The sequence below is a fragment of the Neobacillus sp. Fa239 genome (genome assembly GCF_055395235.1).
In genome coordinates this window covers 1,494,514-1,510,781 of record NZ_AP041611.1, presented here as the reverse complement: position 1 = coordinate 1,510,781, position 16,268 = coordinate 1,494,514, and the positions used below count along the sequence as shown (strand labels likewise).

Here is a 16,268-nt window from a genome sequence, read left to right as displayed (position 1 = left end):
ACAAACTTTGACACATTGATACATTTTCAAAATCCTATGTATAAAAAAGCCGTTTATGTTTGGATCATAAACGGCTTTTTCCATTAAATTAAATCCCTATTCATTCGATTTGCCCGTATGGCATGTTTATTACGTGCTCTTGTTAATCTTCTCTTCTTTTCCTTATCGTAAAAATAATGAACAATAAAGTAAGAAATAGTGCCGAGGACGATACCTAAAATGGTCATTCCGATTAATACGTGAATCCCTCCGTGAAGGATCCCAATTAGTCCGTTAAAATCACCATGCATTAATTTTTGAAATGAAAAAGGTGTAGAATGCCCTAATTGTACTCGCATTGGTAAAATGGCTTTGCCGATTTTTCGGGCGAGCGGTAACAGAAGAACAGGTAAAAATGAAAGTTTTCCAATTACATTTCCTATGATTGCAGCAGGTAAAGAACCTTTGGATAAACGAACAATCGGGATAAACACTATATAAATGAGAGATGCTGTCGAAATAACTAACATTTCTAAACCAAAGCCAAGAGCAAATCCTAATGAAACTTTTTTGGCTCCACCTGGTGAACGAAAAAGCTTTAAAAAGTTCAATTTAAAAGCCCGGCCGATCCGTTGAAAAAAATTATACTTTTTTGGCTTTTTCCTCATGCTGTTACCTCCTTTTTAATGAATCCCCAAACTATTCAACTGGTAATAAAGCCTTTGTTTAAAAGCCCTATTACCATTATATTTTCGAAAAAAAATTTTGCCATTATTATTTTACGATTTCTATAAAGAAATCCAATTCAAAACCATAACAATAGGGATATCTCTATTGTAATACAAAAGTTGCATATTTAAGAAGAAATAATAAAAATTTAATAAACAAAAAGAGAGAATATTCACCCAGTCAATGAACAACCCTCTCTCTTTTACTGCTCATTTTTCGCTAACTAATAATTTGGAAAGTAATGGTCTGTTATTCTGCCATAGAACACTGACAGGAATCTCGAAAAAATCGGAAAGTTTCCCGCTCGAAAGCATATCAACAGTATCTCCTGAACTAAATACTTGTCCCTCTTTTAGTAACAAAGTTTTATTAAATACTGGCAGGATCTCCTCAACATGATGGGTGACGTAAACCATTGTTGGGGCATTTGGCTTTTTCAAGAGCGTTTCGATCGATTCCAACAGCTGTTCACGAGCAATGAAATCCAATCCATTAGTAGGCTCATCAAATATAAGTAGAGATGGATCTGCCATTAATGCCCTGCCAATAAGGACCCGTTGTTTTTCCCCTTGGGACAAGGTTTCATAGTTCCGGTTGGCATAATCGATACAGCCAAGTTCTTCAAGGAGCGTAACTGCCTTTTGTCTTATTTCATCTGTAGGCGATTCGTAGAGCCCAATCGAAGAAAATGCGCCACTTAACACGACTTCAAAGGCATTATCGCTCGGATACATTTTCTCTTGAAGGGATGAGGAAACAAATCCAATCTGTTTACGAAGCTTTTCTCCAAGATAGGTTTTCCCGAATTCTTTACCAAGGACGGTCACCCTCCCCTTTGAAGGGAAATTGTAGGCATTTAGTATATTTAAAATCGCCGTTTTTCCGGCACCGTTTAATCCAAATAATACCCAGTGGTCGCCTTTATTGATTGTCCAATTTACATTCTGTAAAATCCATTGTCCATTTCTTACTAATGAAACACCTTCCAGCTGCAATACCATTTGGATTACTCCCTTTCATTTTGATACTCGAATGATTATTTATTATAGTATCATAGTGAAGTATGAATGGTAGGTACTTATGCTCAAAATAATCTAAAAAATACGACAATTTAGATTTATATTAGAGAAACCTATTTCTATTTCCAATTGCCCCGCTTATTACTTTTCATTGGACACGACCTGTAGCAATTCATCACGGTCAATATAACTCCCGTTGAATTCATGCGTTAAATTTCCCTTTGTATCAAAAACGAGCGTCTTGTTATCATGCATGACAGCTGCCCCTTTTTTGCTAAAATGCTCGCCAAGCGAATTGGTAACTTTTTTAATCTCACTCATTTTTCCAGTCAACATTTTCAAATAGGACAAATCAAAATGCATTTCCTTCGCATGTTCTTTTAATTTTTCCGGCGTGTCATTTACAGGGTCAACCGAAACAGATACCAGTGCGATATGATTTGTGTTTATGCCCTTCGTTGATAAATCCTCCTGCAGGTTTCGGAAATTCCCCAATAAAACCGGGCAGGCATTAGGGTCCACACAGTTGACATAGGTGAAGGTCATCACCACAGTTTTTCCCAATAGGTCTTGCTTAGCCACCGGTTTGCCATTTTCATCGATTAGGTTAAAATCAGGAATAGATAGTTTTTTTGTGACTTTATGGGCATTTTTTTTTTGTCAAAGCCTCAACTGAAAACGTTTTATCGATCTCGGTTGTTTTCCCGTTTTGTTCCACTTTGATGGTTGCCACCCAGTCCCCATTCATGGCCAAGTTGGAGATACCGATATATTTTCCTTCGCCGATTTCTTCTGTCGAGACCGGAATGGTTCCATGGTCCATATTTTTCATATTAAGCTCCGCAGTTACTTTTCCTCCTTTAAGCGGCTTCCCCTGATTATCCAAAATAGTCATTTGCATCGGGAATGTTTTCCCTGGGGTAAACGTTTTTGGTGTTGCCAGTTTCACCTGTACGTTTTCTGAAGCACTGCATCCTGCGATCAATATCATTATAAGAGTAACCATGAAGATCACCATTTTTCTCATTTCAATCAACCTTTCAATTTGAAAACATTTTTTGATTTCTCTTCTATTTTATCTGGTTTTAAAAGGTTTTCACTATATCAATAATGACAAATCAATGAACGAATAAAAGGAGCCCGGACATCATCCGGCCTCCTTTTCTACATGGTGTCAGGCACCCTGTACATTATACAATTAACATTTTTTCAACATCATGAAAGATTTTGTCTGCCTTGGCAAGGCCGATGCTTTCAATTTCGTATAGTTCCTCTTCAATTTTTGCTTTCAGTTCTTGGTCTTTCATAATTTTGGTGTTAATTAATACATTTAGCTTTGCTCCTTGGAGAGCCGCCTTACAGAATACTACGCCCACACCCACATCACTAATTGCGATCCGAGTGCCTTTTGCCGCATATTCTTCATGCAGATGAATCGCTTCTAAACAATTCTTGGCAATTTCCAAAGGTACCATGGAAGCGGCAATCAGTGCTTCTTGTAAAACGGCATCCTTGGCTTTTTTCTCTTCTTCCGTTACGGAAGGAAGCCCGTAAGCTTGGGAAAGGGGATAGAAAACTTCTGCATCCTTAGCTACTAAGGCTTTTAGATTATTTATAATGATTTCTGATTTGTTTAATAGCACAATGATGTCTTCTTCAACATCTTTATATTTCTTTTTCCCTACGGTGAGGTTGCCCACCATACTGCCAAGTGCCATCCCCAACGCACCGACGTAAGCGGATGCGCCGCCGCCGCCTGGAACGGGTGATTTCGATGATAGTTCCTCAATAAATTGACTGCTGCTCTTTTCTAACAAATTGTTCCCCTCCATTATGTAATCCTATCAAAGAGGGCAGAATCACAATCGCCTTCTGCCCCTATAGCTTACTATTATTTTAGACAAACATCCTTATTGGCACTTGTTAATTTCTCGCAGGCTTGGACGACATGATCCAATAATATGGTTGTGGTAATAAGTCCTACTCCGCCAAGGGCCGGGGTAATGGCTTTTACTTTATCAAAAACTAAATCAAAGTCTACGTCACCGCAAATTTTGCCATTGCCATCATCGTTGATCCCAACATCGACCACGATGGAATCTTGAGAAAAGAATTCATCATTCATAAACTTGGCTTTTCCAATCGCTGCAACCACAATATCGGCGCTTTTCGTGATGGATGGCATATCTTTTGTGCGGGAATGGCAAACCGAAACGGTGGCATTTTCATCTAATAGAAGCATGGCGAGTGGTTTACCGACTACTAGACTTCTTCCAGCCACAACGACATTTGCACCCTTTAATGGAACCTGATAGAACTTCAAAATTTCGATTACTGCCTTTGGTGTACATGGGGCAAATCCTGTACTAATGCCCTCAAATACCTTTTCAAGGTTCACCGGTGACATGCAATCAATATCTTTTGCAGGATCAATTAGATTTCGAATGATTTCCAGATCAAGATGCTCTGGAAGCGGTCTGAAAATCATGATCCCATGGATGGAAGTATCCTGATTTGCTTTTTCGAAAACCTTTGTCAGTTCTTCCATCGTAACAGTAGTTGGCAGCTGTTTTACGATGATGTTGATTCCGAGAAGATCGCAATTCTTTAAAATGCTTCTTTCATAGGAAATATCATCCTCGCGTTCCCCAACTCTGATTAATAGAAGCGTGGGTGATACATTATTTTCTCCAAGTATGGAGACTCTTGATTTAATATTTTCTCTCAAGAATTCCACAACCGGTTTTCCGGCAAGTCTTATTCCCATATTGCACCTCCTATTATATAAGCTCTGTTGAACTTGGGTGTTGATTTCCGCTCCGGTCGCTCTCTTTCCGCGGGGCGGGCGGTGAGCCTCCTCGGCGCATAAGCGCCTGTGGGGTCTCATCTGTCCCGCTGCTCCCGCAGGACATTGAATAAGCTTCCTCGAATATTCACCGCACGAAGAAAATGCGTTAGCATTTTCGAGGAGGAGAGCGCCCTCCGCTCCAATCAACGGTTGTAAAAAATCAACATTCCCCTTAACACCTTAACACAGCTATTATGAAAGACCAATAATTTCTCCGTCTTCTGTTATGTCCATGCCGTAGGCTGCCGGTACTTTTGGTAGACCAGGCATTGTCATGATTTCACCGGTTAACGCCACGATGAAGCCGGCACCAGCAGAAACCTTCACTTCTCTTACTGTTAAAGTAAATCCAGTAGGAGCACCTAGCAATGCAGGATTGTCGGAGAAGGAATATTGAGTCTTCGCCATACATATTGGCATTTTATCAAGCCCCAATGCAGCAATTTCAGCAATCTGCTTTTTAGCCGCCGGAGCAAATTCCACTCTTTCTGCACGGTAAATTTCTGTAGCAATGGTCGTTATTTTCTCTTCAATTGTACCATCAACATCATAAAGAGGGGTATAATTTGATTCTTTTGTTTCACAAATTTCAACAACCTTGTTTGCGAGGTCGATTCCGCCTTCTCCACCCTTGGTAAAAACTTCTGCAAGAACTACCTCTACGCCTTGTTCCGCACATTTTTCTTTTAATAAATTAATTTCAGCTTCTGTATCGGTAGGGAATATATTGATAGCCACTACAGCTGGAACACCAAACTTACTTACATTTTCAAGATGTCTTTCAAGGTTTGCGATTCCTGCCTCAAGTCCTGGCAGATTTTCAAAGCCCAATTCATTCTTCGAAACGCCGCCATTCATTTTCAATGCACGAATAGTAGCAACAATTACTGCCGCGTCTGGTTTTAAGCCGGAAAAACGACATTTAATATCGAAGAATTTCTCAGCGCCAAGGTCGGCACCAAATCCAGCTTCTGTTACAACATAATCAGCTAGTTTTAGAGCTACAGTTGTCGCCATTACCGAGTTACAACCGTGCGCAATATTAGCGAACGGTCCGCCGTGGATAAAGGCAGGTGTGTTTTCAAGTGTTTGCACCAGATTTGGCATGATCGCATCTTTTAATAGCAAGGCCATTGCACCTGTAGCTTGAAGGTCACCTGCTGTAACTGCTTTGCCATCTCTTGCGTAAGCAACAACCATTCTTGAAATTCTTTCCTTAAGATCTGTCAAGCTTGTTGATAGGCAAAGGATCGCCATGATTTCTGAAGCCACCGTAATATCGAAGCCGCTTTGTCTAATAAATCCGTCTGCTTTACCACCAAGGCCGATGATCATGTTTCTGAGCGCTCGGTCATTCATATCCAGCACGCGTTTCCATATAATTTTCTTAGGATCAATGTTTAATGCATTTCCTTGGTGAATATGATTATCTAATAGCGCTGCGAGCAAGTTATGAGCTGATGTTATGGCATGGAAATCGCCGGTAAAATGCAGATTTATATCATCCATTGGAACAACCTGTGCATAACCGCCACCTGCTGCTCCTCCTTTCATGCCAAAGCATGGTCCAAGGGACGGCTCCCTTAATGCGGTAATCGCTTTTTTCCCAATTTTATTTAATCCCATGGAAAGTCCAACATTAATCGTTGTTTTTCCTTCTCCGGCAGGAGTTGGGTTAATGGCTGTCACTAGAACAAGTTTACCATTTGGTTTATCTTCCAGTCTTTTTAAAACATCTAATGAGACTTTGGCTTTATAACGTCCATAAGGCTCTAATTCATGTTCATTAATTCCAAGATAATTTGCTATTTCTGAAATGTTCTTCATTTGAGCTTCTTGTGCAATTTGGACATCTGTCTTCATAGTGGCTCTCCCTTTAGCTGTTTTTGATTTTCAATCGAAAGCGTTTTCACTTACTCTAAAATTTTAACATTAGAAGGAAATATATACATTGTAAAAATACACAAAAGAAATGAACAATTTTTGAATTTATTCCATAAAAGTTAATTAAAAAGCGCCTAACACCAATAAGGTGCCAGGCACTTCACTTTCTATACCCATTTCTTTTGAAAATCAGCGATTGCTTGATATTCTTCTTGTAAAATACGGGAAAGTCGAATATAAATCGGCGTTAAATCTTCATATATAGATACATTTTCATCGATCGGAGTATGGTGGAAAGTTGCTCCGACCATTTCTGATACCACATTTAATGAATCAATTTCTCCCAAACTATATAGTCCTAAAATCGCTGCTCCAAGGCAGGAGCTTTCAAAGCTTTCCGGAATATATACGTCCTGATTAAAGATATCCGCCATCATCTGCCGCCATAATTCAGATCTGGCAAAACCGCCGGTGGCGTGAATTTTCTTTGGCTCGCCGATTAATTCCTCCAACGCTAGAAGCACCGTATATAAATTTAAAATAACTCCCTCGAGCACTGCGCGGATGAGGTGTTCCTTTTTATGATGCATCCCTAAACCAAAGAAAGAACCTCTGGCATTTGAATTCCATAATGGTGCCCGCTCCCCTGCCAAATAGGGATGAAATAGCAATCCATCCGCACCCGGAGTAACAAGGTCTGCGATTTCCGTCAGTAATTCATAGGGGTCTTTTCCAAGTCTTTTTGCTGTTGCAACCTCTGAATCCCCCAGCTGGTCTCTGGCCCAACGAAAAATCATTCCGCCATTGTTTACCGGCCCGCCAATGACCCAGTGATTTTCTGTTAAGGCGTAGCAAAAGATCCTTCCTTTTGGATCGGTTATCGGTTTATCCGATACAGCCCGAATCGCACCGCTTGTCCCGATCGTAACGGCCACTACCCCAGGATCAATGGCATCCACACCCAGGTTGGAAAGGGGGCCATCTCCTGCTCCAATAACAAACGGTGTCGTTGGAAGGAGGTTCATCTCTTTGGCATAGCTTTCGTCCATACCGCTCAAACGATAGGTGGTTGAAACAGGCTCTGAAAGATGTTCCTCGGTTACGCCTGCAATCTTTAATGCTTCCTCATCCCATGTTAAAGAATGGATATTAAACAAGCCTGTAGCTGAAGCAATCGAATAATCCACTACGTATTTTCCAAACAGCTTGAAAAAAATGTATTCTTTTATCGAGATAAATTTTGCACTTTTATTAAAAAGCTCAGTATAATCATTTCGCAGCCAAACCAACTTGGAAAGCGGTGACATCGGGTGAATGGGTGTCCCTGTTCGAAGGTAAATTTGGTGCCCGTTCATTTCTGATTTTATTTTTTCCACCCAGTCAGAGCTTCGGTTATCTGCCCAGGTTATGCATTCTGTCAGCGGCTTCCCCTCTTGATTGACAGCAATGAGACTGTGCATCGCGGAGCTAAACGATACACATAGGACGTCTTCCGGACGAACATTACCTTCTTGCATGGTTTGCTTCACGGTATTGATAACGGCCCGAAAGATTTCCTCCGGATTTTGCTCTGCCGTCTCAGGCGTTGGTGAAAATAAAGGATATTCAAAGGCACTGCTGGATTTAACCGTACCATCCTTTGTATAGAGAACTGATTTTGAACTTGTTGTACCGATATCTACTCCAATAACATATTTTGAATTCATCTTTCTTCCTCCTCGAAAAACCCTTTGATGTATAATGGAAATAACATCCATTTTTCATTTTTGTTTTAGACAATGGTCCCCGAATTCAAATTGTTTATCTCGTTGTGAAAATTTTTTTCATTCCCATAACCAATTATACGAAATTTTTTTCATTAAGCAAACGGTTACAGGAAAAAATTTTTTTCATCCTTTTATTATGCTATACTTTTTGTAGGAATTTCATGAAAGGGAAGTTTTTTATGACGCAGAATTGCTTAGGAACCATACATTCTCAATATCATAAATTTAGCGAAAAAGAAAAAATGATTGCTGATTACATATTGAAGAAGCCTGAACATGTCATCCACCGTACCATCAACGAAGTGGCAGATGATTTGAATATTGCCGATGCAACCGTGTTTCGATTTTCCAAGCGAATTGGCTTTAAAGGCTTTCAAGCTATGAAAATTGCTCTTGCATCTGAGGTCATCTCCCTGTCACAATCCGACCAAAAAGAAGTCACGGTGGAAGACGAAGATTCCATAACTGAAAAAATTTTTAATGCCCATATTAGGACCTTGCAACAAACATTAAAATTGAACAGCCAGGACTTGATCAAGAAAGCAGTCGATGTAATTAGGCGCTCAAATAGAGTAGAGTTGTACGGAACAGGCAATTCAGCCCTTATCGCAATCGATGGTTTTCAAAAATTCGTCAGTTCAGGGATTCACGCCTTTTCCTATCAGGATCCTCATTATCAGCGGCTGTCTGCCGCCCAACTAACTAAAGACGATGCTGCTATTATCATTTCCCATTCCGGTTCAAATAAAGAGACAATGAATATTCTAAAAATCGCTAAGGATGCCGGAGCCAAGACCGTTGGCATAACAGCCTTCCCGAAATCTCCTATTAGTTTGAACGTTGATATTGCGCTTTATACGAGTTTGGAGGAAACTGAGTCTTATTCTGCAGCATTCTCCTCACAAATTGCTCAAATGAGTATAATTAATGCGCTGTGCATGAATATTTTACATTTTGAATGATTCGGTTAAACTGATTTTAAAAGCTTAACAAATGAATGAATTGAGGTATAATATAATGGGTGCTTTAGCGTCAACATGCTACTATGTTGAAAAAGGTTTCATCTAAATTAACTTTTGTAGATTTAATGTAGAAAGAGAGTGTTAAAATATGGGCCGTAAATGGAACAATATTAAAGAGAAAAAAGCTTCAAAGGATGCAAATACAAGCCGTATTTATGCGAAGTTTGGGGTCGAAATCTATGTTGCTGCGAAGAGTGGCGACCCAGATCCAGAATCCAATCAAGCATTGAAATTCGTCCTTGAACGTGCAAAAACGTACAATGTACCAAAACATATTATTGACCGCGCGATTGAAAAGGCAAAAGGCGGTTCCGAAGAAAGCTATTCCGAGCTTCGTTATGAAGGCTTTGGGCCAAATGGATCGATGGTCATCGTTGATGCCTTAACCAACAACGTAAACCGAACAGCATCAGATGTGCGTGCTGCCTTTGGTAAAAATGGCGGAAACATGGGTGTAAGCGGATCGGTTGCCTACATGTTTGATGCTACGGCGGTTGTTGGTGTGGAAGGAAAAACGGAAGAAGAAGTCATGGAAATTCTAATGGAAGCGGACGTAGACGCCCGTGATATTATCGAAGACGAAGAACAGGTTATCGTTTATGCTGAACCTGATCAATTCCATGCTGTACAAGAAGCATTTAAGGGTGCCGGGATCAACGATTTTACCGTTGCCGAATTAGACATGATTGCCCAAAATGACGTCACCCTGCCAGAAGATGCGCAAGCTAAATTTGAGAAAATGATCGATGCCTTGGAAGATTTAGATGATGTTCAACGGGTATATCACAACGTTGACTTAGCTGAATAATAGAGTAGGCGCATGAGAAATTTCATGCGCCTCTCACAGATCCGTACGTGCGGGTCATCGCATACGGCTCCTCCACTTTATCCCCTTTGGGGATGTAGTTCGTTGTATATGTCTAAAAGAAAAACAAGTTTAATTTCCCGAAACCTTTCATTCGGAATCGCAAAATGAACGTGCTCAGTCTTAGAATTCCTCCATCTAGTCATTGAAAGATGCGGAAGTTCACCCTTCCAATTCCTTTTCCGAAGCTCCCTGTGGAGCTTTCTTATTTTTCTCCAGCTTCTTAACTGAATCATTCTTAGCCTTCTTCGAATCCATGTATCCAATTTTTGAAATAGTTTTTTTGAAAAGCCAATTCCAAAGTATCTTCCCCATCCTCTAATAATGGGATTTAATCGATGCTTGACGAATTCTTCCAGGTTAACTGTTAGATTTCTTTTCGTTACATCTTTGATACTTTTCTTAAACTTCTTTACTGCTTTGTCTGATGGAGAATGGAAATATCCTCTTTTGAAAACATACCCTAAGAAGATAAACGGTTCTTCGTAGTTGTCTACAATCTTAGTTTTGTCTGGGTGCACTTTCAATCCTAACTTTTCATCTAAGAGCTTCACTACCGTTCTTAGTACTCTTTCTGCTCCCTTTCGGGATTTGCAACAGATGACGAAGTCATCCGCGTACCTTGTAATACGGTGACCTCTTTCCATCATCATTTCATCGAGCGGATGCAAATAGATGTTCGCTAACAATGGACTGATTACGCCACCCTGAGGACTCCCCTTGTCACTCTCATAGAAAATACCATTTTCAAGGATTCCCGATTTTAAGAACTGCAAAATTAGCGCCAATACTCTATTATCCACAACTTCTTCTTTGATTAATTCGATAAGCTTATCATGAGGAATTGAATCAAAATAAGTCTTTATATCGGCATCAATTACAAAGGTGTACCCATCCATCAAATCCTTTCGGATTTTGTCTATCGCCATATGTGCACTACGGTTCGGACGAAATCCAAAACTACAGTCTAAGAATTTCTGTTCAAAGATTGGTTCAAGTATTCTTTTAGTTGCAGCTTGGAGAACTCGGTCTTCTACTGTTGGAATTCCCAGTGGACGTTTTGTACCATCAGCTTTTGGAATAAAAACTCTTCTAACTGGTTTTGCACGATATGTTTTCAAACGCAAAGATTCTTGGAGCACTCTTAAGTTGTGTTCCAATTCAATTTCATAATCTTTAATCGTTACTTTATCCACTCCGTGTGAACCGCGATTTTTCTTCACGTCATAGAAAGCTTGTTCCAGGTTTTGATAGTTCCATAATTTATCCATTAGGCTGTACCACTTGCGTTTCTTTTTAGAATTCTCCACTACACGTAAGCTTCGTTTTCCTATTGATTCATTCATGCATTCGATTCCTTTCCCAATACAATATCAACTGAATAGGTAAACCAATGGCTGATATTTGATATTAGTACTTCGCCCTAAACAACCTACTTTCTTTCGGTCTCGATTCTTCGGCTTTCTGCCTCATCGACTTCTGTTTAGTACATGACGAGTAAATAAGTTCGTATTGCTTTTCTTCGATGGACAGACGGGCTTCGCATCAGTCCACTGCCTTTTGAGTCAGTGCCCGCCTTATCAACTTTGTGATAAGTCACTTGTCTTTGTGGCGTTTCCAACAAGTTTATTCACTACTATCCCCTGCTCTGACTTCTCACCTTCCATAATCCATTTCTTGTCCTTCGCGGCTTTGAAAAAGAGTTACCACCTACGGTGGAGATGATGAGATCTCCTTGGGTCACGTTCATCGCCTTTCACTCGAATCCAGTCCTCATAACTAATAAGATACAGAGTGGTATTGGACATCCCCATTTTATGCAAGGTTATCCCACCTTACCAGCCAACATGGTTACAGCCACCTGTTCCGAGTTTTGCCTTCAAGTCCTCCGCACGAAATCTCACGATACTCGCACTACCTGTCAGCTATACATTTCCGCCACAACGGCATGTTAGGGACTTTCACCCATTAGAGCGATGCGCTGCCAAGCGCACATAAAAAAACAGACCTTGAAGGTCTGTTTTTTTTGTTTATTAAACAAACATATTAACGATTAATGCCATAATAAATGCGGAGAATGATAAAATTGTTTCCAATACCGTCCAGGTTTTAAACGTTTCTTTTACTGTTAAGCCCAGGTATTCTTTTACCATCCAGAAGCCTGCATCATTAACATGTGAGAACATCAAGGATCCTGCACCTGTAACGATTACGAGCAATTCCATGTTGACTCCTGTCATGTGCTGAACTATCGGGGCAACAATTCCTGCAGCTGTCGTTAAAGCAACAGTAGCTGATCCAGTTGCTATACGAATTAATCCTGCAATCATAAACGCTAACACAAGTGGTGATAGATGGATATGCTGGGTCATGTCACCAATTGTAGCACCTACGCCGCTATCAATTAGGATTTGCTTAAAACCGCCTCCGGCACCGATAATCGCAATGATACCACCGATTGGAAGCATACATTCTTCCGTAAATTTCTTAATAGCGTTTTTATCGATCCCTTGTCGAATACCAAGGAAATAAAATGCGGCGAAACATGCAATAAGAAGAGCAATAATAGGACTTCCGATTAATACGCAAACCTTCATTAAGCCGTCAGGCATGCCCATGTATGGAGCAAAGGTTGAGAAAATCATTAAAATAACTGGTAATAAAATAATAAAGAATGAAATTCCGGTACTTGGCAATTTCTTTGCCGCCATATTGATTTTGATTAACTCAGGTTCCCCTTCAGGAATAACACGTTTATGAATAAATTTAGCAAATAATGGTCCTGCAATGATCAATGACGGAATTGCCACAATGAGTGAGTATAAAAGCACTTTTCCTAAATTGGCTTTGTAAATAGCAATGGCTGCAACAGCCCCTGGATGCGGCGGTACTATACCATGCACAATCGATAATCCAGCAATCGCAGGAAGAGCAATCAATAAAATATTTTGTTTCGAAGTTTTGTGTATCGAAATAACCAATGGAAGAACAATTAAAATTCCAACCTCAAAGAATACAGGAAGACCAATAATAAAACCTGCCAGCATCATGGCCCATGGAAGATATTTAACACCAAATTTCTTGACGAAGAAATCAGCTACTTGGATTCCGGCTCCTGATTCCGCCATCATCTTCCCTAGAATGGTTCCTAATGCCAAAATTCCGACTAAATGGCCCAAGGCCCCGCCAACACCTGTTTCAATTCCAGAAACGATTTTATCTAAACCTAAACCTGAAAAAATGGCAAGGAACAATGTTGCTACGGTTAAACTAATAAATGCGTGCCATTTAAACCACGATACTCCTAATACGACAAGAATAATTGCTAATAGAGTAATTAATAACTGATACATCTAGTAATTCCACCTTCCCCTTTATATCTGTAAGCCCTTTCGAAAATTCCTTTGTGATAGTATTTCTTTTAATGAAAAATAAATACTTTCCACTCACATGAATTATTTTGGCCAAATAATCTTTGAAAGCACTTTCAAGCTATAAGTAGATTATATGAAAGAAATTTTCTTTTATCAATAGTTTTTATGAAAAAATATTTTTTAATTACATTTTTCTCTGAAACATTAAAAAAAGCCCTCTCAATTGAGAAAGCTTTTATCCACCGAGGGATGTAAAGATGATTCCAAAACAAGCTGCCACCAACAGCAGCGTAATCCCTAAGCCAATCAATAACCCTTGGCCGAATCGTTTTCTTCCCTTAGCGAAACTTAATACAATTATCACGATATGAACCACTACAGCCGTTACTAATGAAATAAAAAAGTTTTGTATTATGGATGGGAGAAGAAGGACTCCTATCAAATAAATGGCAAAAGTGAGTGCAATCCCTAGCCATAGGTCTTTCAGTGAGCCGTCTTTCTTATTCCCCCCCTGATTTTGATCCATTCCATGGTCACCCCCATTCATTTCAACTAGAACCTTAATTTCTTACCGTCCCCCTCTCAAGCTCTTCCTGAATTTTCTTCAGCTCCTGCTCTTTATCGTCGCGGTAAAACAAATTATAGGTATCAAACGGAATAATGCGGCCATCTGTATGAGCAATATGCACACAGGATTTCTTTACAGAACGGACATCAAAGTTATAGGCATCTAAAAATTGCATGATGATCACGCGAAAAACATTATCATAACCAATTTCTCCCGGCATGGCCACTTTCGGTAAGCAGCATAACAAATCCTTTAATGATAAGGCAGATGAATCCGGGGAATGATTCAGTGAAAACAGCTTGAATATCATGTTTTTGATATTGTCATCTTGTTCAAAAACAATCGTATTACGTTCTCCCTCTAACAATATTTTCGGGTCTATTAATCCAGTTAACGGCGTTACGCCGCCATTCAGTTTTAATGCGTAGCCCATGGCAAGGCAATCTGGATGACAGGGAACCGGTATGATATCTTTAGGTCCGAATACCTCTGATTGATCAATAATCATCTGCCGAACTTCGCTTAATGTTAAACGGTTGATTGACGGGTCATATTCCTCTAAACGCCCTGCTGCTTGAATAGGCTGGAAGGTCACCCCTCGCACACATTTTTGCTTTAAGCCAAATTGAATGATTTTCCCCACTTCATGGTCATTTAAACCTTTTTTCAGCGTAACAACCAGAGTGGTAGATATATTGTATTCGTTCAAATTTTCAAGAGCTTTTTGGCGGATGTCCCTTAAATCGACACCGCGCAGCTCTTCCAATGCCCCTTTTTCAAAGCTGTCAAATTGCAGATAAATTTCAAAACCTGGTGCGTAGCCGGCAAGTTTTTTCACAAATTCCTTATCATTGGCAATCCGCAGCCCGTTCGTATTGACCATGATATGCCGAATTGGTCGTGATTTAGCCATGTCTAGGATTTCGAAAAACTGTGGATGAATCGTTGGCTCACCGCCGCTAATTTGAACAATATCCGGCTCCCGCTCATTTTTTATGATGTTATCTAACATGAACTCTATCTTTTCCAAACTGCGAAAGCTTCCTTTTTGGGGTGATGATTCCGCATAACAAATGGGACATTTCAAATTACAGCGCTCGGTAATTTCAAGTAATGTCAAACAGCTGTGCTGCTCATGATCGGGGCAAAGACCGCAATCATACGGACAGCCATACTTGATCGGCGTGTTCCAGCGGTATGGCATTTCTGAAGGCTTAATAAATTCGCGGCACCACTTATAGTACTCAACATCGGTTGAAATCAGGACTTTTTCCCTGCCGTGTTGCAGGCAGTTCTTGACCAGATAAACCTTTTCATTTTCGATAATGACCTTTGCTTCCACTTTTCGTAAACAGGTCGAACAAATACTGTTGGTTAATTCGTAAAATAAATAAGGGCGATTAGGCATAAAGCGCTCTCCTCTTTTCGGTTTGTTTTTTTGTAATCAGCCATATGTAATAGGTAATTCCCATGATGGATGCGATTTGGATATTATTAAAAATCCAGTACGGGTGTGGTGTTGGTTTGATAAAATCAATCAGAAGCCGAAATGTTAAATAGCCGAGCATAAATAATTGGAACAACAAGCCTTCCCAGCCAATCCTTTTCTTTTTTAGTTGAAAAAGAATCAAGATGAAGAGCCCTAAGAATACGATTTCATACAGCTGTGTCGGATGCCTTTTTACCCCGTCACCGAAATCCACTCCGGTAATCCAGTTCGTTGGGATTCCATAGGTATGATCATCTAAACCGGTTAAAAAGCAGCCCACTCGTCCGATCATCATGCCGACTGCGAGCGGCAAAACAAAATCATCTCCTGTGGACCGCTTCCAGCCGATGCACTTTTTCGCTGTTTCCACTCCAATTAAACCGCCAAGCAGTCCACCGACGATTGTTTTTCCTTCCATTAAATAGAGAATGTTATGCCAATTCTCAAGCGTCTTTTTCGGATCTTCAAACCAATATAAAAACTTAGCCCCGATGGCTGCTCCCAATGTCGCACCCACAACAACCCAAAGTGCTTTGTCCATCGGTATTCGCTCTTTATTTCTTGTATATAAATAGACACGGAAGCCGATAAAGTAGGCAAGCGATTCAAATAACAAATGGGGATGGATTCCAAAAATATAGAAAGGGAACTTCATTGCTAACCCTCCTTCCTATTCTCTATATTATCAGAAAATTACCAGGAAATTCTCTTATTTTCTATTTTTT

The 16,268-nt window shown here is 40.0% G+C and carries 15 protein-coding genes; 2 read left to right on the top strand and 13 right to left on the bottom strand.

Annotated elements, in window-relative coordinates:
• Positions 1-83 precede the first annotated feature (83 nt).
• From ACZ5XR_RS07235 to gntK, 8 genes are all read right to left on the bottom strand, one after another.
• A complete protein-coding gene (locus ACZ5XR_RS07235) occupies positions 84-647 on the bottom strand; it encodes a DUF2062 domain-containing protein (RefSeq protein WP_464500991.1) in 564 nt (187 codons plus the stop codon).
• A 270-nt stretch (positions 648-917) separates the two neighbouring features.
• Complete coding sequence (locus ACZ5XR_RS07230; RefSeq protein WP_464500990.1) at positions 918-1,709, bottom strand: ABC transporter ATP-binding protein; 792 nt, start codon at positions 1,707-1,709, stop codon at positions 918-920.
• Between the two features lie 159 nt (positions 1,710-1,868).
• Positions 1,869-2,348: an SCO family protein gene (locus ACZ5XR_RS07225; protein ID WP_464502251.1), complete on the bottom strand. Its 480-nt coding sequence runs from the start codon at positions 2,346-2,348 to the stop codon at positions 1,869-1,871.
• A 19-nt stretch (positions 2,349-2,367) separates the two neighbouring features.
• Positions 2,368-2,754 (bottom strand): FixH family protein, encoded by a 387-nt coding sequence (locus ACZ5XR_RS07220; RefSeq protein WP_464500989.1) that lies wholly within the window; start codon positions 2,752-2,754, stop codon positions 2,368-2,370.
• A 163-nt stretch (positions 2,755-2,917) separates the two neighbouring features.
• Positions 2,918-3,544 carry a cyclodeaminase/cyclohydrolase family protein gene (locus ACZ5XR_RS07215; protein WP_464500988.1) on the bottom strand — a complete coding sequence of 209 codons (627 nt, stop codon included), beginning with the start codon at positions 3,542-3,544 and terminating at the stop codon, positions 2,918-2,920.
• A 74-nt stretch (positions 3,545-3,618) separates the two neighbouring features.
• Positions 3,619-4,494 carry a bifunctional 5,10-methylenetetrahydrofolate dehydrogenase/5,10-methenyltetrahydrofolate cyclohydrolase gene (locus tag ACZ5XR_RS07210; protein WP_464500987.1) on the bottom strand — a complete coding sequence of 292 codons (876 nt, stop codon included), beginning with the start codon at positions 4,492-4,494 and terminating at the stop codon, positions 3,619-3,621.
• 273 nt (positions 4,495-4,767) lie between these two features.
• Positions 4,768-6,438 (bottom strand): formate--tetrahydrofolate ligase, encoded by a 1,671-nt coding sequence (locus tag ACZ5XR_RS07205; protein WP_464500986.1) that lies wholly within the window; start codon positions 6,436-6,438, stop codon positions 4,768-4,770.
• 188 nt (positions 6,439-6,626) lie between these two features.
• Positions 6,627-8,165 carry a gluconokinase gene (gntK, locus tag ACZ5XR_RS07200; RefSeq protein WP_464500985.1) on the bottom strand — a complete coding sequence of 513 codons (1,539 nt, stop codon included), beginning with the start codon at positions 8,163-8,165 and terminating at the stop codon, positions 6,627-6,629.
• A gap of 239 nt (positions 8,166-8,404) precedes the next feature.
• On the opposite strand from gntK, the gene ACZ5XR_RS07195 reads away from it, so the two are divergent.
• Complete coding sequence (locus tag ACZ5XR_RS07195) at positions 8,405-9,187, top strand: MurR/RpiR family transcriptional regulator (RefSeq protein WP_464500984.1); 783 nt, start codon at positions 8,405-8,407, stop codon at positions 9,185-9,187.
• Between the two features lie 148 nt (positions 9,188-9,335).
• A complete protein-coding gene (locus ACZ5XR_RS07190; protein ID WP_464500983.1) occupies positions 9,336-10,055 on the top strand; it encodes a YebC/PmpR family DNA-binding transcriptional regulator in 720 nt (239 codons plus the stop codon).
• Positions 10,056-10,132: 77 nt separating this feature from the next.
• Here ACZ5XR_RS07190 and ltrA read toward each other — a convergent pair whose 3' ends face one another.
• The 5 genes from ltrA to ACZ5XR_RS07165 all read right to left on the bottom strand — a co-directional run bounded on the left by ltrA (position 10,133) and on the right by ACZ5XR_RS07165 (position 16,198).
• A complete protein-coding gene (ltrA, locus tag ACZ5XR_RS07185; protein ID WP_464497298.1) occupies positions 10,133-11,458 on the bottom strand; it encodes a group II intron reverse transcriptase/maturase in 1,326 nt (441 codons plus the stop codon).
• 687 nt (positions 11,459-12,145) lie between these two features.
• On the bottom strand, positions 12,146-13,465 hold the full coding sequence (locus tag ACZ5XR_RS07180) for a GntP family permease (RefSeq protein WP_464500982.1): 1,320 nt from the start codon (positions 13,463-13,465) through the stop codon (positions 12,146-12,148).
• 256 nt (positions 13,466-13,721) lie between these two features.
• Positions 13,722-14,012, bottom strand: coding sequence for a hypothetical protein (locus tag ACZ5XR_RS07175; protein WP_464500981.1), 291 nt, complete (start codon positions 14,010-14,012; stop codon positions 13,722-13,724).
• Between the two features lie 34 nt (positions 14,013-14,046).
• Positions 14,047-15,462: a radical SAM protein gene (locus ACZ5XR_RS07170; RefSeq protein ID WP_464500980.1), complete on the bottom strand. Its 1,416-nt coding sequence runs from the start codon at positions 15,460-15,462 to the stop codon at positions 14,047-14,049.
• Positions 15,455-16,198: a prolipoprotein diacylglyceryl transferase gene (locus ACZ5XR_RS07165; protein ID WP_464500979.1), complete on the bottom strand. Its 744-nt coding sequence runs from the start codon at positions 16,196-16,198 to the stop codon at positions 15,455-15,457. The genes ACZ5XR_RS07170 and ACZ5XR_RS07165 overlap by 8 nt, the downstream gene beginning before the upstream one ends.
• Between the last annotated feature and the right edge of the window lie 70 nt (positions 16,199-16,268).